Annotated in this window: 17 protein-coding genes, 2 pseudogenes and 1 other annotated feature; all 19 genes and pseudogenes read left to right on the top strand. The window is 35.5% G+C overall.

All coding sequences use genetic code 11. The features are described 5' to 3' along the window. The first annotated feature begins 93 nt into the window (after window positions 1–93). The gene (tig, locus tag CD30_RS11240) at window positions 94–1386 is read left to right on the top strand and encodes a trigger factor (protein WP_036176873.1); all 1293 of its coding nucleotides are present in this window, start codon (window positions 94–96) and stop codon (window positions 1384–1386) included. A 193-nt stretch (window positions 1387–1579) separates the two neighbouring features. Next, on the top strand, window positions 1580–2848 hold the full coding sequence (clpX, locus tag CD30_RS11235; RefSeq protein WP_036176869.1) for an ATP-dependent protease ATP-binding subunit ClpX: 1269 nt from the start codon (window positions 1580–1582) through the stop codon (window positions 2846–2848). 265 nt (window positions 2849–3113) lie between these two features. Continuing rightward, on the top strand, window positions 3114–5447 hold the full coding sequence (lon, locus tag CD30_RS11230) for an endopeptidase La (RefSeq protein ID WP_036176866.1): 2334 nt from the start codon (window positions 3114–3116) through the stop codon (window positions 5445–5447). Then, window positions 5434–6015, top strand: a complete 582-nt coding sequence (gene yihA / locus CD30_RS11225) for a ribosome biogenesis GTP-binding protein YihA/YsxC (RefSeq protein ID WP_036176862.1) — start codon at window positions 5434–5436, stop codon at window positions 6013–6015. Before lon ends, yihA begins: the two co-directional genes overlap by 14 nt. A gap of 321 nt (window positions 6016–6336) precedes the next feature. Beyond that, the gene (hemA, locus tag CD30_RS11220) at window positions 6337–7692 is read left to right on the top strand and encodes a glutamyl-tRNA reductase (protein ID WP_036176859.1); all 1356 of its coding nucleotides are present in this window, start codon (window positions 6337–6339) and stop codon (window positions 7690–7692) included. Window positions 7693–7844: 152 nt separating this feature from the next. Beyond that, complete coding sequence (ccsA, locus tag CD30_RS11215) at window positions 7845–8672, top strand: cytochrome c biogenesis protein CcsA (RefSeq protein WP_036176856.1); 828 nt, start codon at window positions 7845–7847, stop codon at window positions 8670–8672. A gap of 71 nt (window positions 8673–8743) precedes the next feature. Further along, window positions 8744–9673, top strand: a complete 930-nt coding sequence (hemC, locus tag CD30_RS11210) for a hydroxymethylbilane synthase (RefSeq protein ID WP_036176852.1) — start codon at window positions 8744–8746, stop codon at window positions 9671–9673. Further along, the gene (locus CD30_RS11205; protein WP_036176849.1) at window positions 9666–10430 is read left to right on the top strand and encodes a uroporphyrinogen-III synthase; all 765 of its coding nucleotides are present in this window, start codon (window positions 9666–9668) and stop codon (window positions 10428–10430) included. Before hemC ends, CD30_RS11205 begins: the two co-directional genes overlap by 8 nt. Then, window positions 10423–11403 (top strand): porphobilinogen synthase, encoded by a 981-nt coding sequence (gene hemB, locus CD30_RS11200; protein WP_036176846.1) that lies wholly within the window; start codon window positions 10423–10425, stop codon window positions 11401–11403. Before CD30_RS11205 ends, hemB begins: the two co-directional genes overlap by 8 nt. Before the next feature lie 3 nt (window positions 11404–11406). Continuing rightward, a complete protein-coding gene (gene hemL, locus CD30_RS11195) occupies window positions 11407–12696 on the top strand; it encodes a glutamate-1-semialdehyde 2,1-aminomutase (protein ID WP_036176843.1) in 1290 nt (429 codons plus the stop codon). A 194-nt stretch (window positions 12697–12890) separates the two neighbouring features. Then, entirely contained in the window at window positions 12891–13835 is a 945-nt protein-coding gene (locus tag CD30_RS19520) for a hypothetical protein (protein ID WP_052126164.1), read from the top strand. A gap of 268 nt (window positions 13836–14103) precedes the next feature. Next, window positions 14104–14362: a binding site (T-box leader), on the top strand. 64 nt (window positions 14363–14426) lie between these two features. Next, window positions 14427–17075, top strand: a complete 2649-nt coding sequence (locus CD30_RS11180; protein WP_036176837.1) for a valine--tRNA ligase — start codon at window positions 14427–14429, stop codon at window positions 17073–17075. A gap of 73 nt (window positions 17076–17148) precedes the next feature. Then, window positions 17149–18423, top strand: a complete 1275-nt coding sequence (locus CD30_RS11175) for a bifunctional folylpolyglutamate synthase/dihydrofolate synthase (protein ID WP_036176835.1) — start codon at window positions 17149–17151, stop codon at window positions 18421–18423. A gap of 29 nt (window positions 18424–18452) precedes the next feature. Then, window positions 18453–19706, top strand: coding sequence for a bifunctional folylpolyglutamate synthase/dihydrofolate synthase (locus CD30_RS11170; RefSeq protein WP_036176832.1), 1254 nt, complete (start codon window positions 18453–18455; stop codon window positions 19704–19706). 166 nt (window positions 19707–19872) lie between these two features. After that, on the top strand, window positions 19873–20517 hold the full coding sequence (locus tag CD30_RS11165) for a hypothetical protein (RefSeq protein WP_052126163.1): 645 nt from the start codon (window positions 19873–19875) through the stop codon (window positions 20515–20517). 94 nt (window positions 20518–20611) lie between these two features. Further along, window positions 20612–21199 (top strand): Maf family protein, encoded by a 588-nt coding sequence (locus CD30_RS11160; RefSeq protein ID WP_036176828.1) that lies wholly within the window; start codon window positions 20612–20614, stop codon window positions 21197–21199. A 43-nt stretch (window positions 21200–21242) separates the two neighbouring features. After that, a pseudogene (gene radC, locus CD30_RS11155) lies at window positions 21243–21773 on the top strand (RadC family protein); the annotation flags it as partial. 571 nt (window positions 21774–22344) lie between these two features. Continuing rightward, window positions 22345–24228 (top strand): reverse transcriptase/maturase family protein, encoded by a 1884-nt coding sequence (locus CD30_RS11150; protein ID WP_036176825.1) that lies wholly within the window; start codon window positions 22345–22347, stop codon window positions 24226–24228. An 85-nt stretch (window positions 24229–24313) separates the two neighbouring features. After that, window positions 24314–24448: pseudogene (locus CD30_RS19815) on the top strand (JAB domain-containing protein); the annotation flags it as partial. Window positions 24449–24627 lie beyond the last annotated feature (179 nt).

Genomic DNA, 24627 nt, shown 5'->3' with positions numbered 1-24627 from the left:
AGTATAACTAACTATGATATACTAAAATGGTTGTCAAAATCGTATAAACGAAGAGTTTGTCAAACTGTAAATTATTTTTGGAGGTATTAATATATGTCAGCAAAATGGGAAAAACAAGAAGGGAATACTGGTATCCTTACAATCGAAGTGCCAGCTGAAGAAGTGAATAATGCTTTAGATAAAGCGTTTGCAAAAGTTGTGAAAGAAATTAACGTTCCTGGTTTCCGTAAAGGTAAAATGCCACGTAACTTATTTGAAAAACGTTTTGGTATTGAAGCATTATACCAAGATGCTCTTGAAATTCTAGTGCCTGATGCATATTCAAATGCAATCGATGAAACTGGAATTGTGCCAGTTGACTATCCACAAATTGATGGAACTGAGAATTTTGCTAAAGGCCAAGCTTTCACTTTCACTGCAACAGTAACTGTTAAACCAGAGCCTAAATTAGGTGAATATAAAGGTCTTGAAGTGAAAAAATTAGATACAGAAGTTACTGATGAAGAAATCGAAGAACAAATTCAAGAGCAAGTTAGCCGTAAAGCTGAATTAGAAATTAAAGAAGATGAGCCGATTGTAGAAGGTGACACTGCTGTTATCGATTTCGAAGGTTTCGTAGGTGACGAAGCATTCGAAGGTGGTAAAGGAGAAGACTACCCGCTTGAAATCGGATCTGGTTCTTTCATTCCAGGTTTTGAAGAACAATTAGTTGGTCTAAAAGCTGGTGAATCTAAAGATGTACAAGTTACTTTCCCAGAAGAATACCATGCAGCTGAACTTGCTGGTAAAGAAGCTACTTTCAAAGTAACAGTTAAAGAAGTTAAAACAAAAGTTGTTCCAGAATTAAACGACGAATTAGCAAAAGAAATCGATCCAGATGTTGAATCTTTAGCTGAATTACGTGCTGCACTTAAAATTAAAACTCAAGAGCAAAAGAAAGCAGACGCAGACGCTTCTTTACGTGACGAGTTAGTAGAAAAAGCAGCTGAAAATGCTGAAATCGAAATTCCTGAATCAATGACTCATAACGAAATACACCGCATGATTGACGAATTTGCTCAACGTTTACAAATGCAAGGTATGAGCTTAGATCTTTACTATCAATTCTCTGGTCAAGATGAGCATGCATTACACGAGCAAATGCGTCCAGAAGCTGAAAAACGCGTACGTATTTCATTAACTCTAGAAGCAATTGCTAAAGCTGAAAATATCGAAGTAACACAAGAGGATATGGATGCAGAACTAGAAAAAATGGGTAAACAATTCAACATGGATAAAGAACAAATTGTTACTGCTTTAGGTGGTACAACTGAGATCTTAGAAAACGATATCCGCACTCAAAAAACAGTTGAATTTTTAGTAGAAAACGCAAAAATTACTGAATAATTAAGTGTAATTTAGTACAATAGTAAAAAACAAGGTGCGGTATAATCCGTGCCTTGTTTTATAAACATATATAACGAAAAAATACATAAGTTCTGCATGTGGAAAATACATCCATATGCATAAAAGAGTCAACATATTTGATAAAGATATAAGAATCTTGTAAGATAGTTCTCGTGAATAGGGGTGAAGCAAGTTGTTCAAATTTAATGATGAAAAAGGCAATTTGAAGTGCTCGTTCTGTGGAAAGCCACAAGAACAAGTTCGTAAACTAGTAGCAGGTCCAGGAGTATATATCTGTGACGAATGTATCGAACTATGCTCTGAAATTGTTGTTGAAGAATTAGGTGTTGAGGAAGAGATTGAATTCCAAGATATTCCGAAACCAAAAGAAATCTTATCTATACTAGATGAATATGTAATTGGACAAGAGCGAGCAAAGAAAGCCCTTGCTGTTGCTGTGTACAATCACTATAAACGTATTAATTCAAACAGTAAAATTGATGATGTTGAATTATCAAAATCAAATATTGTATTAATTGGACCAACAGGTAGTGGTAAAACATTACTTGCACAAACACTTGCAAGAATATTAAATGTACCATTTGCAATTGCAGATGCCACTTCATTAACAGAAGCTGGTTATGTGGGTGAAGATGTTGAAAATATCTTATTGAAATTAATACAAGCCGCTGATTACGATATTGAACGTGCTGAAAAAGGTATTATTTATATCGATGAGATTGATAAAGTTGCACGTAAATCAGAAAATCCTTCTATTACACGTGATGTATCTGGTGAAGGTGTTCAACAAGCATTACTAAAAATTCTTGAAGGGACTGTAGCAAGTGTTCCTCCTCAAGGGGGACGTAAACACCCTCATCAAGAGTTCTTACAAATTGATACTACAAACATTTTATTTATCGTTGGCGGTGCCTTTGATGGTATTGAACAAATCATTAAACGTCGTCAAGGAGAAAAGGTTATTGGGTTTGGTTCGAATAATGTTAAAAAAGAAGAGAATGAGTCTTTACTTTCGAAATTAATCCCTGAAGATTTGTTGAAATTTGGTTTGATCCCAGAATTTATTGGACGACTACCAGTTTTAGCATCTTTAGAGCAATTAAACGAAGAAGCACTTGTTCGTATCTTAACTGAACCGAAAAATGCTTTAGTAAAACAATATCAAAAAATGTTTGAGCTCGATAAAGTGGAACTTGAATTTGAAGAAGATGCACTTACTGCAATTGCGAATGAGGCAATTGAACGTAAAACGGGTGCTCGTGGCTTACGTTCTATTATCGAATCAACAATTTTAGATATGATGTATGAGCTACCTTCGCGTGAAGACATTGTAAAATGTATCATTACGAAAGAAACAATTAGTGATAACAAGCCACCAAAATTGATTTTGGAAGATGGTACAGAACTAGAAGGTCTAAATGATAAAAAAACATCAGCATAAACTATTGTGATGAAACACAAGTAGGCAAATAAAAGCTGACTTCGAAAGATGCGCAAATATTCGCGTAAAAGTCGTAAGTCAGCTTTTTCTGCCAACTTTAATGAACATATCGTTACTAAATGATTTTTGATACATAAAATGTTAATGACTTATGTACATGTAGAGGATAAAAACTGTAAACAATATGCAAGAGAAATGTTTTGTTTTTATCTCATAATAAGTGAGCGGGTTGATACGCAAAATTCAAATGGAGGTGATTACCCGCATGAGCAAAGTAAAAGATAAGAAACCATTACTGCCTTTGCGAGGATTACTAGTCTACCCTTCAATGGTTTTACATATTGATGTAGGTAGAGCAAGATCAGTGGCTGCGTTAGAGTACGCAATGTTAAATGACAATCACATTTTCTTAGCAACACAAAAAGATTTACGTATTGAAAAACCTGAAAAAGAAGATCTATATACAATTGGAACATTAGTTAATGTTAAACAAATGTTAAAATTACCAAATGGTACATTACGTGTTTTAGTTGAAGGTGTAAGCAGAGGAGAAATCATTAATTTTTATGAAGATAAGGACTTCACCTCTGTTAGCATTGAGTTACATGAAGATAGTAAAGTAAAAGATCCTGAAATTGAGGCGTTAATGCGTACACTTCTTAGCTATTTTGAAAAATATGCGAAATCCTCTAACAAAATTACAACAGAAACGATTGATTCTGTGTTAGATATTGATGAACCAGGTAGACTAGCGGATGTTATCGCATCTCACCTTCCACTTAAAGTAGCAGAAAAACAAGAAATCTTAAGTATATTTAACATAAAAAAACGTTTGGATCATTTAATTATTCGATTACATGATGAACAAGAAGTATTAAATCTAGAAAAGAAAATTAATTCTAAAGTGAAGCAAGCAATGGAGCGTACTCAAAAAGAGTATTATCTTCGTGAACAAATGAAAGCGATTCAGGCTGAGCTAGGTGATCGTGAAGGGAAAACAGGAGAGGTAGCAGATTTAAGGAAACGTGTTGAAAATTCAGGAATGCCTGAGTCCACAAAAAGCACTGCCTTCAAAGAACTTGATCGTTATGAAAAATTACCTGCAGCTAGTGCTGAAAGTGGTGTAATTCGAAATTACATTGAATGGCTTGTGACAATTCCATGGACAGAAAGCACAACTGACCGACTAGATATTCTTCATGCGGAAAATATATTGAATCGTGACCATGACGGTTTAGAAAAAGTAAAAGAACGTATTTTAGAATATTTATCAGTACGTCAACTTAAAAATTCGGTACGTGGACCAATTCTTTGTTTAGTCGGACCTCCTGGGGTAGGGAAAACGTCTTTAGCTCGATCTGTAGCTGAAAGTCTTGATCGAAACTTTGTACGTGTCTCACTTGGTGGTGTTCGAGATGAGTCAGAAATTCGAGGCCATCGTAGAACCTATGTAGGTGCGATGCCTGGTCGAATTATTCAAGGGATGAAAAAAGCCGGTACGATAAATCCTGTCTTTTTACTAGATGAAATTGACAAAATGTCAAATGATTTTAGGGGAGATCCATCGGCGGCGATGCTTGAAGTATTAGACCCAGAACAAAACCATAATTTTAGTGACCATTACATTGAAGAACCATATGATTTATCTCAGGTAATGTTTATTGCTACAGCTAACGATTTAAGTACGATACCAGGTCCTTTGTTAGACCGTATGGAAGTAATATCAATTGCTGGTTACACTGAAATGGAAAAAATTCAAATCGCGAAAAATCACTTAATACCGAAACAAATTGAAGAAAATGGATTGAAAAAATCTCAAATCGTTATAAAAGATGAAGCGATTGTTGATTTAATCCGTTATTATACGCGAGAAGCCGGTGTCCGAAACCTACAAAGACAAATTGCGTCTCTTTGCCGTAAAGCAGCGAAAATAATTGTTTCAGGTGAGAAAAAACGTGTAACAGTTAATCAAAAAGTATTAATTGATATGTTAGGAAAACACAAATTCCATTATGGTCAAGCAGAAACAGAGAATCAAGTTGGTGTTGCAACAGGTTTAGCCTATACAACAGTTGGTGGAGATACATTACAAATCGAAGTATCGCTAACTCCTGGTAAAGGTAAGATCCAATTAACAGGTAAGTTAGGGGAAGTAATGAAAGAATCTGCACAAACAGCCCTATCCTATGTTCGATCATTATCTGATAAGTTGAAAATTGATGCGAATTTCTTTGACGAGCATGATATTCATATCCATGTACCTGAAGGCGCTGTGCCAAAAGATGGTCCATCTGCAGGTATAACAATGTGTACTGCATTGGTATCAGCTATTACAAACAAACCGATTAAACGAGAAATTGGTATGACAGGTGAAATCACATTACGTGGTCGCGTTTTACCAATCGGTGGCTTAAAAGAAAAATCATTAGGTGCACATAGAGCAGGTTTAACAACGATTATTATGCCGAAGGATAATATTCGTGATATTGATGATATACCTGATAGTATTCGAGATCAGCTTACATTTAAACCAGTATCTACTGCTGACGAGGTGCTAAATCTAGCACTAGTTGGAGGTTTTAAAAATGAAAGTAAATAATGTTGAACTGGTTATTAGTGCTGTAAAACCAGAACAATATCCTGAAGGTGGTCTCCCTGAGTTCGCATTAGCAGGACGTTCGAATGTAGGGAAATCATCATTTATTAATAAAATGATTGGACGTAAAGCATTAGCACGCACGTCTTCAAAGCCTGGGAAAACACAAACCCTCAATTTCTACAAAATTGAGGAACAGCTATTTTTTGTAGACGTGCCAGGCTATGGCTATGCAAAGGTTTCGAAAACAGAGCGAGAAGCATGGGGAAAGATGATTGAACGATATATTACAGCGCGTGATGTACTACGTGCTGTACTATTAATCGTTGATTTAAGACATCCACCGACGAGTGATGATCGAATGATGTACGACTTTTTAAAGCATTACAATATACCAACTATTGTTATAGCTACGAAAGCCGATAAAATTCCAAAAGGTAAATGGGATAAGCATAAAAAAGTTGTGAAAGAGACGTTAGATATGGAAAAAGGCGATCCATTAATCGTCTTTTCGTCAGAAATAGGTCTAGGTTTTGAACAAGCTTGGAGCGAAATTGAAAAAAGGATGTAACGAATCGTACATACCCAATTTTCACAACTAAATATGTGAGAGGGGAGATGTTTTGAGTTGAATCGAATTTTTTCGATTTTTACGAAACATCTTTTTCTTAATTAAGGGGATAATTTTAATAATAATGAGAATTATTTTTTATAATTCTACCTAATTTGACTTAAATCATTGAAGAATAAATAAATTTTTGGTACACTTAATTAGAATTATTCTAATTTAAAAATAAAACCAATTCATAGCATGTTCACAATTTAGTTGATGGATAGCGCTTTCTTTGTGTTACAATAGGAGTTGGAAAAAGACAGTGTGAGGTGTAAGTTCATGCATACACTTGTAGTAGGCTTGAATTATAAAACTGCGCCGGTCGAAATTCGTGAGAAATTGTCGTTTATCGAAAGCGATTTACCGAATGCAATGGCTGCGCTAAAAAAAGAAAAAAGCATATTAGAAGATGTAATTGTTTCTACATGCAATCGTACAGAAATTTATGCTGTAGTCGATCAATTACATACTGGTCGTTACTATATAAAACAATTCTTAGCAAAATGGTTCGATATTCCCGTTGAAGAATTTGATAAACATTTATATATACGTGAAAATGACGAATCACTTAACCATTTATTCCGAGTTGCATCTGGTATTGACTCGATGGTGTTAGGTGAAACACAAATTCTTGGTCAAGTTAAGAAAAGCTTTTTAGATGCTCAAGAAATTGGCACAACAGGAACGGTTTATAATCAGTTGTTTAAACAGGCAATTACCTTTGCTAAACGTGCGCACAATGAGACAACGATCAATGAAAACGCAGTATCAGTTTCTTATGCTGCTGTTGAATTAGCCAAAAAAATATTTGGTTCATTAAAACATAAGCATGTAGCAATTCTAGGTGCTGGCAAAATGGGTGAGCTGGCAGCACAGAATTTAGCTGGTAGCGGTGTTGGAAAAGTAACGGTTATTAACCGTACACTAGAGAAAGCACAAATACTTGCAGAAAAATTTAATGGACAAGCAAAATCAATGCAAGAACTACAATGTTCTTTATTGGAAGCGGATATTCTAATCAGTTCCACTGGTTCTACAGAATATGTGATTGATTATGAACTAATGCAATTTGTAGAAAGATTAAGAAAAGGTAAGCCATTATTTATGGTAGATATTGCTGTTCCACGTGATTTGGATCCGAAGATTGGTGACTTACCTAACGTTTTCTTGTACGACATTGATGATTTACAAGGTATTGTAGAGGCGAATCTGGCTGAACGTGAAAAGGCAGCTCAGGATATATCTAAGATGATAGTGAAAGAAGTAGACGAATTTAAAGATTGGATTGCTACTTTAGGTGTTGTGCCTGTAATTTCTTCATTGCGTAAAAAAGCTAGTCGAATTCAAGAAGAGACGATGATGAGTATTGAAAATAAGATGCCAAATTTAACAGATCGAGAACGAAAAATTTTAAATAAGCATACGAAATCCATTATCAATCAATTATTGAAGGAACCAATTCTTCAAGCAAAAGAACTAGCGAATTCACCTAAAGCGAAGGAACAGCTTCAATTATTCCAACAAATTTTTGGGATTGAAGATGCAGTTCAAGAAGAATTGAATAATCTGCACGTTAAGGAGAAGTTAGCAACAGAAAATATTGAGGCAGTTGGAAATCCTAAATTGTCTTATTAATACAAGTTGCAATGGAAACTTATAAGGATATAAATGAGATAAGGCGTTTTCGTATCAGTATGTTAAACTAGATACGGAAACGCTATTATTTTGGAGTGAATCTGAAGATAACACCTTATAAAAATCAATTTTTTGATGGAGAAGGGATGCTAATGACTGAATTAGCGATGACTAGATTATATGAGATGATGGTTATCCTATATGCGATATGTATTGTTTTATATTTTATAGATTATTTTTACAAACAAAATAAAATCCGACGAATTGCCTTTTGGCTCGTTTCGGTTGTTTGGGTTATGCAAACAGCTTTTTTATTACTCTATGTAATGGAGACTAAGCGATTCCCGGTTTTATCGTTGATTGAAGGTGTGTATTTCTATGCATGGCTATTAATTACTATTTCAATCATATTACATTGTATCGCACGCGTAGATTTACCTGTTTTCTTTATTAATATTCTTGGATTTATATTTGTAACAATTCATTTATTTGCCCAGGATCAGATCAACCCAGCTTTAGGGGAAACAGTAATTTCAGAAATGTTGGTCATTCATATTAGTTTTGCAATTTTAGCTTATGCAGCGTTTACGTTAGCATTCGTCTTTTCGATATTGTATTTAATTCTATATAAAATACTGAAAGAAAAAAAATATTCTAAGCTATGGAGCCGTTTACCTGCACTTAGTCAGATTATTAATTGGATTAATAAATCGATACTAGTTGCTATTCCAATTTTCCTTATAAGTATACTTTTAGGACTAGAATGGGCATTTATGACGATGGAAAAGTTCTCTATTATCGATGCAAAAATTCTTGGTTCCTTTGTGATTGCGATTATATATTTCATTATTATGATATTACATCGTAAAGGTAAGCTAACAGGGATTAGTTATTCCTGGGCTCAGATTTATACATTTTTATTAGTAGTTATCAACTTCTTTTTAGGAAGTAAACTTTCAGGATTCCATTTATGGTATTAAAAAGCTAATTGCGAATTTAAACTCACGGGCAAATTAGTCAGGCGTAATTGAATAGAAGGGTAGGAATTATTTTGAGAAAAATTATAGTAGGATCAAGAAAGAGTAAATTAGCACTTACACAAACAAATTGGTTTATTAATGAATTAAAAAATGCAGGTGCACCTTTCGAATTTGAAGTAAAAGAAATTGTAACAAAAGGCGATAAAATTTTAGATGTACAACTATCAAAAGTTGGTGGGAAAGCCCTTTTTGTTAAAGAAATCGAACAAGCCCTTTATGATAAAGAAATTGATTTTGCTGTACATTCTATGAAAGATATGCCAGCTGTTTTGCCTGAAGGTTTTGTAATTGGTTGCATTCCACCTCGAGAAGATGCACGTGATGCCTTTATTTCAAACGGTCATGTGAAGTTCAAGGATCTTCCTAAAGGAGCAATTGTTGGGACAAGCTCTCTTCGTCGCAGTGCTCAAATATTACAAGCTCGTCCAGACTTAGAAATTAAATGGATCCGAGGGAATGTTGATACACGCTTAGCAAAGCTTGAATCTGAAAATTTTGATGCAATTATTTTAGCAGCTGCGGGCTTAAAACGTTTAGGTTGGAGCGATACAATTGTTACGGAATATTTAGATACGGATCTTTGTTTACCGGCCGTTGCGCAAGGTACTCTAGGTATTGAATGCCGTGCTGATGATGAAGAACTACTGGTGGAACTAGCAAAATTAACGGATTCTACAACTTGGAATGAAGCCTTTGCAGAAAGAGCGTTTTTAGGGGCAATGGATGGCGGATGTCAAGTTCCAATTGCAGGATATGCAACAACAGATGGAGATTTATTAACATTAACAGGACTTGTTGCAGCACCAGATGCTTCTGTATTCTATAAAGAAACGTTAACTGGAAAAGATCCAGTAGAGCTAGGAAAAGAAGTGGCTCGAAAGTTAACAGAACAGGGTGCATTTGAGCTGATACAAAAAGTAAAGGCTGAGCTTGATGCTTAAACAATCACTTCGTGGTAAAACCGTTATATTGACTGGTTCTTCCATGACAACATCGATTTTAAATAGAATTCAACAATTGGGTGGAGAAGCACATGCCTTTCCACTCATTAAAATTGTTGAAATATTAGAACCGTATGATCATATGCAACTGGAAATGGCGCGAAATTTCGATTGGCTGATTTTTACAAGTCAAAATGCAGTTGATGCATTCTGTGCTAAAATGGTTAGACATAAGTTTTTTCCTTCAATGATAAAAGGAAAAATTGCTGCTGTTGGTGAGAAAACGCGTGATCGATTAGAAGCTAATGGTTTAACGGTTGATTTTATGCCTTCCATCTATAGTGCCGATTATTTTATAGAGGAATTTCCAACGATCATAGAAGGAAAGCCGCGATGCTTATTCGTAAGAGGAAGTAAAGCGAAGGATACTATTAAAAACGGCCTTCCTTTTTCTGTGGATGAGTGGGTTGTTTATGACACAGAAGATTTTTTAGAGCATATTCAAAGTATTGTAAACATTATTAAATCGAAGGAACAGCCCATTATTATTTTTGCAAGTCCTTCAGCTGTAAATGTTTTTGCAATACATATTGCGCCAATTGTTGGATGGGATAGTGTAAAAATAGCTAGCATTGGACATATAACAGCCCATGCGATAGAAAAACGCGGTGGCCATGTTACATATCAGCCTAATACGTATACAATGGAAGCAGTAATTGATGAGATTAGTAATGAGGAGGAAGAATGGAATGACTGAACTAAATTTCAAAAGACATCGTCGTCTAAGAACTTCAAAAACAATGAGATCAATGGTGAAAGAAACATATTTACACAAAGAGGATTTGATTTACCCGATTTTTGTAATCGAAGGTGAAAATATTAAAAACCCTATTAGTTCTATGCCAGGTGTCTATCAATTTTCATTGGACACGTTGAATAGAGAAGTAGATGAGGTTGTTGAGCTTGGTATACCAGCGATTATTTTATTTGGTATTCCTGCAGAAAAGGATGCGGTTGGGACAGGAGCATTTCATGATCACGGAATCGTACAAGAAGCAACTCGTCAAATAAAAGAACGCTATCCGGAATTACTTGTAATTGCAGATACTTGTTTATGCGAGTTTACTGACCATGGTCACTGTGGATTAGTAGAAGGGGAGAAAATTTTAAATGACCCATCACTTGATGTTTTAGCTCGTACAGCTGTTTCGCAGGCAAAAGCAGGTGCTGATATCATTGCTCCATCAAACATGATGGACGGATTTGTTGCGGCTATTCGTGTAGCTCTTGATGAAGCAGGCTTTGAAGATGTACCAATTATGTCATATGCTGTGAAATATGCATCAAGCTACTATGGCCCATTCCGTGAAGCAGCTGATGGGGCGCCTCAATTTGGTGATCGTAAAACCTATCAAATGGATCCAGCAAATCGCTTAGAAGCATTCCGAGAAGCTGAGTCAGATATTGAGGAAGGTGCAGATATTTTAATCATTAAGCCTGCACTGTCATATTTAGATATTATTCGTGATGTACGTAATAACTATAATTTGCCAATCGTTGCTTATAATGTATCTGGTGAATATGCAATGATTAAAGCGGCAGCACAAAATGGCTGGATTGAAGAAAAATCAATCGTTCTTGAAACATTATTAGGTATGAAACGTGCAGGAGCAGATATGATTTTAACGTATCACGCAAAAGATGTAGCTCGTTGGTTGGAGGAGAAATAAAATATGAAAACATTTACGAATTCAATTAATGCCTTTGAAGAAGCGGTTAATTTAATGCCGGGTGGAGTAAATAGCCCTGTTCGAGCATTTAAGTCGGTAAATTTGAATCCAATTTTTGTTGAGTCAGGAAACGGTGCAGTAATTCGTGATATCGATGGCAATGAGTATATCGATTATGTATTAAGCTGGGGACCGCTTATTTTAGGTCATTCTCATCCTGATGTAGTAAAAGCTATTCAAGAACAAGTAGCTAAAGGATCTTCCTTTGGTGCACCAACATTACTTGAAAACAAATTAGCAGAAATAGTAATTGAGCGAGTTCCTTCAGTTGAGATGGTACGTTTCGTATCGTCTGGTACAGAAGCAACAATGGCAGCCCTTCGTTTAGCGCGTGGTTTTACAGGCCGTGATATTATTTTGAAATTTGAAGGCTCTTACCACGGACATGGTGATTCATTGCTAATAAAAGCAGGTTCAGGTGTAGCAACACTTGGTTTACCTGATAGCCCTGGAGTACCTTCAGATATTGCTAAAAATACAATGACAGTTGCTTATAACGATATTGATGCTGTAAAAGTAGTCTTTGAAAAATTCGGTAAGCAAATTGCTGCAGTGATTGTTGAACCAGTAGCAGGTAATATGGGCGTTGTACCTCCAAAACCAGGGTTCTTAGAAGGTTTAAGAGATGTAACGAAAGAATACGGTTCACTATTAATATTTGATGAGGTTATGACGGGATTCCGCGTAGATTACAATTGTGCCCAAGGTTATTTTGGTGTTACACCAGATTTAACATGTCTAGGGAAAGTTGTTGGTGGAGGTCTACCTGTTGGTGCCTTTGGTGGTCGCCGTGATATTATGGAGCATATTGCACCAGCTGGACCGGTATATCAAGCAGGTACTTTATCTGGTAACCCTCTTGCGATGACTGCAGGAATTGAAACATTATCAAGACTAACTCCTGAATCATATGAATACTTCAAAACGCTTGGAGACATGCTTGAAAATGGTATTCGTGAAGCTGCTCAAAAATTCAATATTCCGCACACTGTTAATCGTGCGGGTTCAATGATTGGTTTATTTTTAACAAATGAAGATGTTATAGACTTTGCCTCTGCAAAGACTTCCGATTTAGAATTATTTGCTGAATATTATAAGCTAATGGCTGAAGAAGGAATATATTTACCACCTTCACAATTCGAAGGCTTATTTATTTCAACTGCACATACGAAAGAACATATTGAAAAAACGATTCAAGCATTTAACATTGTGTTTGAAAAATTATCAAGATAGATTTAAATAAGTTAAATTTCAATATAAATTGTCCCTTCTATTCACTTAGAAGGGGCATTTTTATTTTTATATATCCACTAAAAAATAGTAAGAAAATAAGATTTTATTCTCCAATCCTTCTTATAAAAATAATAGTTACTATATTTTGCATACTTAAGAATCACGCGCATATTGTAGTAGCGGGAGGGATATAAGTGCAAAATTATAACTGGGATCTTATGACGCAATTCGTTTTTCCTGAAGAATATGGGATAGTAGAAGAAGTTGTTTCAGTTGATATAAAACCTCGATGGCAACAAATTGAGACTGAAGATTCTCTAAGACTAGTTGGAATTTATCATATTACTTCAACAGTTCGCTTTAATCCAAAAGAGTTTCCTGAATATAGTGAAGGGACACTTATTGAGCATTTAGAAATGAACGGAAATGAAGGCTATTTCGAATATGCTTTGCCATTGGAAGTTAATTTACCAAAAGAAAAAGTACAAGATGGTTGGGCTCCTCAGTTAAATGTAGAGGATGTTAATTTCTTTGTTTATGATGGGTCAAGTTGTACATTTAAATGGGATATATGTTGTACAATTTCAGAAAAAGTTGATGAAGTAGATTATGAATTTGAGAATGAGTTTATCGAACCTGAATTGCCTAATCTAGAATATATTGATTCTAGTAGTCTTCCTCTAGATATCCCAAGCGTAGAAGCCTTTGCTGAAATGATAGAGGACCCACCGCGTTATGAATTTGAAACGAATGTTCCGAAAGTACAAGTAGAGCCCGAAGTTGAACCAAGCTATGAAGAGAGTTATAGCAATTATTTTGAGCCAGAAAAAATCCTACAAACTACGAATGTTTTGAATACAAAGGAAACTAATTTACCAGAGCCTGAATTACTAGAACCTGAGTTACCAGAAGTCGAATTAGCAAAAGAAATAACTGAAGAATTACCAGAAGCTGAATTTACTATTGATGAGCTTCAAACTAAATCAGATGAATTAGTAGAAGCTGAAAATATTCTTTTACAAGAAAGAGAAAATGAAGAACCATCTACCTTCCCGTTTGAAGAAGAGGATTTCTTCTCAGATTTAACAGAATCCTATACGCTTCTTAATCTAAGATCAAATAAAATCAATCCAGAGTAACCAAGCGATAAAAATTAATAAAATTAACAATAAGAAATCGCCTGTTGTAGGTAAGAATAATGTTCTCAAGCCTTGAAACACTGCGATTGGAATAATCATTTGTTTACAATAAAAACGTACTTTTCTTAGCCAGGGTGGCAATAGATATGGATTATAGCTTTTTCTTCTTTTTCTTTTCATGATTTTTCATTCCTTTCCTTTTCGTTGTAACTTGAAAACTAATGACGTAATATTATACAATATGTACAGTTCAAAAAATTAGTTCAATATAGATGCAATGAATAGGAAGAGTAGAATGATTTTGCATGCATTAGAGAGGAAACGGTAGCTGAAAAGTTTCTGCTTGCAACCATTTGAACGTAGCCTAAGAGCAACTTTTGTGAAATAGTAGTAACAAAATGTCGGTTAAACACCGTTATCGTAATGAGAGCTAACTTCAGAAAAACGCATGATATATGTGCATTTTGTTTTCTGATTAGAATAAAGGTGGTACCGCGGAAAAATGATAAAACTCCTTCGTCCTTTTTTGACGATAGGGGTTTTTTATTTTTGTTTTCTAATCATAATCGTAATAAGGAGGAATTCATTATCATGACAGAACAAAATATTTCAATGCCAACAAAATACGATCCACAAAGCATAGAATCAGGACGCTATGAATGGTGGCTACAAGGTAAATTTTTCGAGGCACAGCCTGAAAGTGGGAAACAACCATATTCAATCGTTATTCCGCCTCCAAACGTAACAGGAAAACTTCATCTAGGCCATGCTTGGGATACTACATTACAAGATATTCTAATACGTATGAAACGTATGCAAGGTTTTGATGCATTATGGTTACCGGGAATGGACCATGCAGGTATTGCAACTCAAGCAAAAGTAGAAGCGAAACTGCGTGAAGAAGGGGTAACACGCTATGATCTTGGCCGTGAAAAATTCCTTGAAAAAACATGGGAATGGAAAGAAGAATATGCAAGTCATATTCGTGAACAATGGGCAAAGCTTGGTTTAGGACTTGATTATACACGTGAGCGCTTTACTCTCGATGAAGGCTTATCGGATGCTGTTAAAGAAGTTTTTGTTAAGTTATATGAAAAAGGCTTAATTTATCGTGGTGAACGTATTATTAACTGGGATCCAGCAGCAAAAACAGCTCTATCTGATATTGAAGTTATCCATAAAGAAGTAGAAGGTGCCTTCTATCATATGGAATACCCACTAGCAGACGGCTCTGGTGTCTTACGCGTTGCAACGACACGTCCGGAAACAATGCTGGGTGACTCTGGTGTTGCTGTACATCCAGAAGACGAACGCTATAAACATTTAGTTGGGAAAACAGTGATTCTTCCGATTGTTGGTCGTGAAATACCTATCGTTGCGGATGATTATGTAGATATGGAGTTCGGTACAGGTGTAGTAAAAATGACACCTGCTCATGACCCGAACGACTTTGAAGTTGGGAACCGTCATAGTTTAGAACGTATTCTTGTCATGAATGAAGATGGCACAATGAATGACCTTGCTGGTAAATATGCTGGAATGGATCGTTTCGAATGTCGTAAACAAATCGTAAAAGATTTACAAGAAGCAGGTGTACTTGTTGAAATTGAGCCACATACACACCAAGTGGGTCACTCTGAACGCTCAGGTGCTGTAGTAGAGCCTTACCTTTCTGCACAATGGTTCGTAAAAATGGGACCACTTGCTGAGCAAGCATTAGAGATACAAAAAAGTGAAGAGGAAAAGGTTAACTTTGTACCAAATCGTTTTGAGAATACGTATAACCGTTGGATGGAAAATATCCATGACTGGTGTATTTCTCGTCAATTATGGTGGGGGCACCAAATTCCAGCATGGTATCACAACGAAACTGGTGAAATTTATGTTGGAAAAGATGCACCAGCAGATAGCGAAAACTGGACACAAGACGAAGATGTATTAGATACGTGGTTCTCATCTGCATTATGGCCATTTTCAACAATGGGTTGGCCAGACACAGAAAATGAAGAATTTAAACGATACTATCCTACAAATACGTTAGTAACTGGCTATGACATCATTTTCTTCTGGGTAAGCCGTATGATTTTCCAAGGAAAAGAATTTACTGGAGAGCGTCCATTTAAAGATGTATTAATTCACGGCTTAGTGCGTGATGGTGAAGGACGTAAAATGAGTAAATCGCTAGGTAACGGTGTTGACCCAATGGATGTAATTGACCAATACGGTGCAGACTCCCTTCGTTACTTCTTAGCAACTGGATCATCGCCTGGTCAAGATTTACGATATACTACTGAAAAAGTAGAAGCAGTATGGAACTTTGCCAATAAAATATGGAATGCTTCTCGCTTTGCCCTTATGAATATGGAAGGTTTAACGTATGATGAAATCGATTTAACAGGCAATTTAAATGTTGCGGATAAATGGATTTTAACTCGTTTAAATGAGACGATTGAACGAGTAACGAACCTTGCTGAGCGTTATGAATTTGGTGAAGTGGGTCGTGAGTTATATAACTTTATTTGGGATGATTTCTGTTCATGGTATATTGAAATGGCGAAGCTTCCACTATATGGAGAAGATGAACAAGCAAAGAAAACAACAAGATCTGTATTGGCTTATGTTCTTGATAACACAATGCGTTTACTTCATCCGCTTATGCCATTTATTACAGAAGAGATTTGGCAACACCTTCCTCATAGTGGAGAGTCCATTACAGTTGCAGCATGGCCGCAAGTTCGAACTGAATTTAATTTTGCAGATGATGCAGCGAGCATGAAGCTTCTTATGGATATTATTCGTTCAGTAAGAAACATCCGCGCGGAAGTAAATACACCGATGAGCAAGAAGGTACCGTTATACATTGCTGCTAAGGATGCTGAAACAGCTCGTGTGCTAGAAGGAAACAGAGCGTATATTGAGAAATTCTGTAATCCTGAAACTTTAACAATTGGAGAAAACATTGAAGCACCTAGTCAATCTATGACAGCAGTTGTTACAGGGGCTGAACTGTTCCTACCATTAGCTGGTTTGATCAATCTTGAAGAAGAAATTGCTCGCCTTGAAAAAGAATTAGAAAAATGGGCGAAGGAAGTTAAACTAGTATCAGGAAAGCTTTCAAATGAAAAATTTGTATCAAAAGCACCAGAAGAACTAGTTGCAAAAGAACGTGAAAAACTAGCCGATTACCAAGAAAAACACGAAGCAGTTGAAAAACGTTTAGCGGAATTAAAAAATATGTAATATGATAAGGAATGTCCTAGTATGAAGCTAGGACATTTTTCTAATGGTTAATTAAATTTTAGGAGCGATCATTATGTTCCATTCCATCGAAGAATGTACGAATTTTATATTTCAATTAAGAGCAGGTAAATATAAAGGAAAGCCTCTTGAAGCAGTTCGAATTATTATGAATGAATTTGGAAATCCGCATCAAAAGGTAAAATTTATTCATTATGCTGGTTCAAATGGGAAGGGCTCTACACTTAATGCAACAAAAGAAATATTAATGATACATGGTTTGAAGGTTGCTGCATTTACTTCGCCCCATCTTGAAAGAGTAAATGAACGCATCACGATCAATAATGAGCAAATTACCGATGAACAATTTGTTACTTATGCTAATCAAGTGGCTGAAATGATTGAAAAACATCTTAATGGACTATATCCTAGTTTTTTTGAAGTGGTCATGCTGATCGCTTTTTTACACTTTGCTAATAGTGATGTTGATGTTGCTTTAATCGAAACGGGAATCGGTGGTCGTGTCGATTCAACGAATATGATAACTCCAGCTGTATCTATAATTACTACCATTTCACTTGAGCATACAGAAATTCTCGGAGATACATATGAAAAAATAGCTTATGAAAAAGCAGGTATTATTAAACCGAATGTTCCTGCTGTTGTCGGTGTGAAAAACGAAGAAGCTCTTCATGTCATTAAACAAAAGGCAAAAAGTTGTCAGGCTGATTTATATATATTAGGAAATGAATTTCAAATACAATCAATTTCCAAAACAAGTCCACAGGTATTTAATTACCAATGCAAAGGAAAAGAGATAAACGGAATTCAACTTGCAATGGAGGGGGAACATCAAGTAGAAAATGCAGCACTAGCTATTACAGCATCTTTACTTTTTGATTCCACTATTTCTGAGGATACAGTTTATAAGGCGCTTGCTAAAGCAAAGTGGGAAGGGCGCTTTGAAAGAATGAATAAACAAATCATTATTGATGGAGCTCACAACTCCGAGGGGACAAGGGCATTAATTCGTACCTTACATGATGTTGAGCCAAATAAACGTTATAAGTTTATTTATGCAGCATTACAGGATAAGGATCATCAAAACAGCATAGCTATGATGGATGAAGTAGCAGATAAAATTAGTTTTACAGAAATCCCTTTACCTCGCGCCGCAAAAGCTGAGCACCTTGCGTCACAATCGAAATGCGAAAACATAGTAGTTGATGGGGACTGGGAAGGACTTATCGAGCGAGAAATAGATAAATTAAATGAAGATGAGCTACTAGTGATAACAGGGTCTCTATACTTTATTGCAGAAGTTCGTAAGTTTTTGCAAACAATTATTTAATATTTTTTGAGAAAGAAGGATATTCTCAGATGATTCCAAAACTAGATGAATATAAAGCAAAGTGGAATGTTGAAAGTGATGATTCTATCAAACCAGGTCTTGCTGCAATTCAAAATGCATTAAATCACTTAAACAATCCTCAAAATGGATTGAACATCGTGCATATTGCAGGTACAAACGGAAAAGGCTCCACATTAGCATTTATTGAAAACATATCGATGGAGCATGGACTAACTGTTGGTAAATTTACTTCACCATGTATCAAAGATGTACATGACCAAATTCAAATTGATGGAAAGCCTATAGCAGAAATAGATTTGGATGAGGTATTTAAAATAATGCATGATGCACAGCTTAGTGGCTTACTTACTGATTTTGAGTTATTAACATGTGCAGCGTTAATTTACTTTTACAACAAAAAAGTAGATTTAGTTTTATTTGAAGCAGGTATGGGTGGATTAGAGGATAGTACAAATGTTGTAGTTCCTATCGTTTCGATTATTCCAAGTATTGCACTTGAACATACAAAATTTTTAGGGAATTCGATTGAAAGTATTGCTCGTCATAAAGCTGGAATTATCAAGCATGAGAGACCAGTTATTGTCGGAAAGCTACCTATAGAAGCAAACAAAATAATCGAACAGGAATCCGAAAACAAAAATTCAACATTATATCGTTTAGGTAACCAGTTTCATGTTCAATTCCATAACGAAGGGGATTTGTACGTAAATCGTATGGGAAATATTCAAATCAGTGGATTGAAACGATCGCTTATTGGCGAACATCAAGGTGAGAATATGGCACTAGCTATTACTGCATTTTTAGAGGTTGCAAAATTCTTTCAAATGAACTGGGATGAAGAAAAAATTCGAAAAGGTGTAAAGGCTGCAAAAGTTCCCGGTCGTTTCGAGAAAGTAATGGAAAATGTATATTTAGATGGTGCTCATAACCCTGCAAGTGCAGAAAAGCTAGCACAAACAATAAAACAACAAATTCCTAATGAACCGATACGTTTTGTAATTGGAATGTTAGCTGATAAGGATGTTAAATCGGTATTGAAAATTCTTGAAACAGTAAGCGATGAGTTTTATTTTATTAATTTTATGAACAGTCGTGCAATGAAAGCAGAAGAAATGATAAATTTGTCGAATGCTACTGAAAAATATGTCATAAATGATTTTTCAGCATTTATAAAAGGTGCTAATTTTAAGGAATGTAAAACAATTGTAACAGGTTCCCTTTATTTGTTGACGGAGTTGCGGAGTAAAATATTTGGAGACTAGCTTAAGGGAATTGTGAAAAATTCATTCATATAAATAAAATAATGACCTCTGAATGTTAAATTATATCGATTGATCGTATATTTTGCGAAATATTTTATTGGCAAGACGACAAAGGTCTTGTCTTTTTTTGTTCTTTGTTTGGTACGGTATACTAGAGGTGATATGCATGAAATTTACAAGAATGATCGGACGCAAAGAACTAATACAAGCAGCAATTTTCGGATCATTAGCAGGAGTTGTCGGTGTAATTTTCTTTATTTTTATGTTGAATTCGATGAATAATGAAGATGTCCAAGAAGTAGCAGAACAAGGTGAGGAAGAGGTTGTTCCAGTATCATCCGATGGGGAATCTTCTACACCTTCAGTTGATTTATCTGCACTACAATTTTATGCAAATCAACATGGCGTTTTTTCTTCGTTTGAAGGGGCGACGGATTTTATGGCTGGGTATCCATCATTAAATACTGCCACAATTATTGAGGTAGATGGAAGCTACTTCGTATGGTCAGAAGTAACACCAGTTCAAGAGGGGATTGTAAAATCCGAAAACCCACCTTCATTTGCGAAAGCCTTTAAAGTATCTAGTAGTGCATGCCAGGATCCCACAATACAAAATGTTCCAACCCTTTTATCTAGTGAAGATCGCGGAAAATTTTATTTTGAACAAGGTCAAGCACCTGAGAATTTACCGCAAGATTGGCAGTCGATAACGTCAGCAATGGCAAGCCTTTCAGATGATTTAGATGTAACGCGATTACACTTATTAAAGCATTATTTTGAGCAAAATGAGTGTCTCAAAATTCAATTTTAAGTTTTAAAAATGGACCGAATTTGAATTTTCTATCTACCATTCAAAATTTTCAAAACAATACTTCTCGGTTAAAATAGTAGTAGGAGGAATGGAAATGAATTTTACTACTAATCATCAGCTTGTTTTAGCATCATCTTCACCTAGGAGAAAGGAGCTTTTTTCAAAATTAGGTGTGCCCTTTGAAGTGGTAACTAGTAATGTAGAGGAGACTTCCGTTGAGGCTAATACAGTTGTTGACTATGTGCGGGAAGTGGCTTTATTAAAAGCAAGAGATGTGAAAAAAAGAGTTTTCAATAAGACGGTTATTGGAGCAGATACAATTGTCGTTTTTGAAGATACGCTTTTACACAAGCCAAAGTCAGAGGAAGAAGCGATTGCACATTTAAGCAAACTATCCAATAATGTGCATTCAGTATTTACCGCTGTTGTCATTATCGACCGAGATGGACATGAAGAAACAATTGTGGAAGAAACGAAAGTGTATTTTAAAACATTATCACCTAATCTAATCAAAGCTTATGTTGATACAGGTGACCCTTTTGATAAAGCAGGTGGTTATGGAATTCAAACAGATGGAGCATTATTTATCGACCGAATTGAGGGAGATTATAATAATGTAGTTGGATTTCCTTTAGCAACTGTTTTTGAAAAATTAATTTCTTTAAACATTTTACATATTTAAAGGAAGTGATTTTTGAATGGTAGTTAGCGTATTTCCAGAGCTCATGCTGCGTGATGTACACGTAGATGATCGTCCAAGGGAACGGCTAATGAAGCAAGGTGCACAAAGTTTATCAAATCAAGAATTAATTGCTATATTGCTTCGAACTGGGACAAAAAAAGAATCGGTTTTATCGATCGCAAATCGAGTATTAAATTACTTTGAAAAAATCCATGAATTAAAGCATGCAACCATTGAGGAAATAACTTCAATAAAAGGAATTGGAGAAGCAAAGGCAATACAGTTATTGGCGGCAGTTGAGCTTGGTAGACGATTGGCCCAAATCCAAGTAGATACACGTTTCACTATTCGATCTCCTCAGGATGCTGCAAATTACTTAATGCCAGAAATGTCCTCTTTGAATCAAGAGCATTTCGTCGCTTTATTTTTAAATACAAAAAACCAAGTAATCCATAAACAGACCATTTTTATTGGAAGTCTCAATTCATCAATTGTGCATCCAAGAGAAATTTTTAGAGAAGCTGTGAAACGCTCTGCAGCTTCTATAATTTGTGCTCATAATCATCCAAGTGGTGTGCGCCTGTAAAGTGCGTAAATTCAGCGTTTTCGAGTGAAAACTAGAACTTCTCACAATGTTCTATGGTCAGCGTCTTACCTTGCGAGGAAACTCATAGAGGGAACATAGCATGATGTGAAAAGGAGAAAAGACGACAAAGCTATCAGAGTCGAGTCAGTTCTTCAGATCAAGTGATGTATGGTAAAAGCTAGACTGCCTGAATCCTAGACAAATGAGCGATGGGTGCGCCGTTACCTACGATAGCTAACAGGTAATGAGGATAAAATGGGAGACATATTGCCTGAGTGTCTGTTGGAAATTGCCGCTTTCCTGTCCATAGTGAGATTTATCCTTCAATCCTTTGTAAAAGGAAACTGTCGAAAGGGATACCTAACCATCACGTTTCTGAATTTATGTGTAATGCAGGGATTGCCTAAGTGTGAGTGCCCAAGTGGCTATAACGTATAGACGTTTGAAAATCACATATGGCAACGGAGTCCTCATAGTACTCAACGTTTGCTTGTAATGAGTTTAGCACGGGGAAGGAGGACAGGTTGTTTTAACGTTAACAATGAAAGGAGTCATGAATATGGCAAAAAATCCATTTCAACAGTTAGACGTTATAAGGAATGTTTCTCGTAATAATCGAAAAGTAAAAGATTGTTATCGTCTACTATATCATAAAGATTTATGGATTAAGGCATATGCAAAGCTGTATCCAAACGCAGGGAATTTAACAAAAGGAACAGCAGAAGAAACAATAGACGGTTTTAGTTCCCAAAAAATAGACGAGTTAATAGAACAACTAAAAGAAGGGAAATTTCGTTTCTCACCTGTGCGCCGTGTATACATTCCAAAATCAAATGGAAAGAAACGCCCACTTGGAGTACCAAATTTTAAAGATAAATTAGTACAAGAAGTGATGAGGATGATTTTGGAACAAGTATACGAGCCTATTTTTAGTAGCCATTCGCACGGTTTCAGAACAAATTATAGTTGTCATACTGCCTTATCAGAAATTAAAAACACTTGGAAAGGCTTAACTTGGTGTATTGAAGGAGATATTAAGGGGTTCTTCGATAACATTAATCATGAAACTCTTTTAAATCTGATTGCTAGAAAAATAGATGACCGACGATTTCTATTGCTAATTCACAATGCCTTATCATGTGGTGTCATGGAAGATTGGCGCTTTGAAAAAACATTTAGTGGAACACCACAAGGCGGGATTATTTCCCCTTTATTTGCAAATATTTATCTCAATGAACTCGATTTATTTATGGAGGAACAAATAAATATATTTGAAAGAGGAAAATTCCGTGAACGAAATTCAGAATGGAAAAGCATTCGTAGCCGCATCTATACTTTACAACGTAAAATCAAAAGATTAGATGAGAGACATGGGCATAAAGAATGGCTGGAACGAAGTGAGTATGTTCAAGAAATCCAAGCATTGAAATCCAAACAATTAACAATTTCAGCTGTTGACCCAATGGATAAAAATTATCGTCGAATGAAATACGTTCGGTATGCGGATGATTTCGTAATTGGTATAGCTGGTTCGAAACAAGAAGCAAAAGAAATAAAAAAAGTTGTAAAAGACTTTCTTAATGAAAGGCTTCAGTTAGAATTAAGCGAAGAAAAAACGGTTATTACTCATCTTGAAAATGGTGTTCCGTTTTTGGGATACGAATTTAGATTATGGAAACAACAGAAAGTAACTCGTGTCCAATATAAAAATCTAAGTCATCCTATGAAAAAACGTACTTTATCAGGTGCGATAAAATTAGTAGTTCCACAAAGTAAAATTCATGCGTTTGCAATTAAAAATGGATATGGAAATTTAGACGATTTTAAAATCACACATCGAAAAAGTCTAATTAATAATTCTGAATTAGAAGTACTTATGACGTATAATGCAGAATTACGTGGGATTGCGAACTACTATAAGTTAGCAAATAATTATCACCATCTAGATAAATTATTCTACTTAGCAGAAAGTAGTTTTATAAAAACTATTGCTAATAAACGAAGAAGCACTTCTAGAAAAGTAGCTACTAGTATGCGTAAACATCAACAAGGACGACTTTGTTTGGTACGTCAAAAGAGTGAAGGGGAACAAGTTTTACATGCTTTCGTAAAACTTAAAGATATGCCAAAAACCAAAGGTGCAATTCGTGTAGATGAAGATGATATAGACCGTATTCCGAATACGTTAAAGTATTCTGGACGTTCAGAATTCGAAAAACGACTATTAGCGAATAAGTGTGAAGCATGTGGCAAAACAGAAGGACAAATGGAAGTACACCATATACGTAAACTAAAAGATTTAAAGAAGAAAAAGAATCTTAAATACTTAGATCGTATAATGATTGAACGAAACAGAAAGACCATTGTACTCTGTTATGATTGCCACCATAAGCATCACGAGAAACAAATACCGATTGAACAACTGGCGAGCCGTATACATTGAAAGGTGTACGTACGGTTCTGAGGGGGGAATTGTGAAACCGACTGTGGAAACATAGCACGGCACATGCTTCCTACCCTACATTGCAACACCGAGCCCAGAAGATATAGAAGTGACAAAAAGGCTGCAAGAAGCAGGATATATTATTGGTATAGAATTAATTGATCATATTATAATTGGTGACCACCAATTTATTAGTTTAAAAGAAAAAGGCTATATGTAGATTAATGTCACATGTAAAAGTCGATATTCCTGAAAAATTGGAATATCGACTTTTTAGAGTCAAAAATTTTTTCTAATATTACATATTCATTTCAAAGAACCTTTAAATTGTTAATTCGTCTTGATATTAGATACGAATAGTCATACGAATGTAATAAGTTAAATAAATTTTTTATTTGT

Source organism: Ureibacillus massiliensis 4400831 = CIP 108448 = CCUG 49529 (assembly GCF_000772965.1).
Taxonomy (GTDB): domain Bacteria; phylum Bacillota; class Bacilli; order Bacillales_A; family Planococcaceae; genus Ureibacillus; species Ureibacillus massiliensis.
Note: the sequence above shows the minus strand (reverse complement) of the source record. Positions and strands in the feature narration are given on the sequence as shown.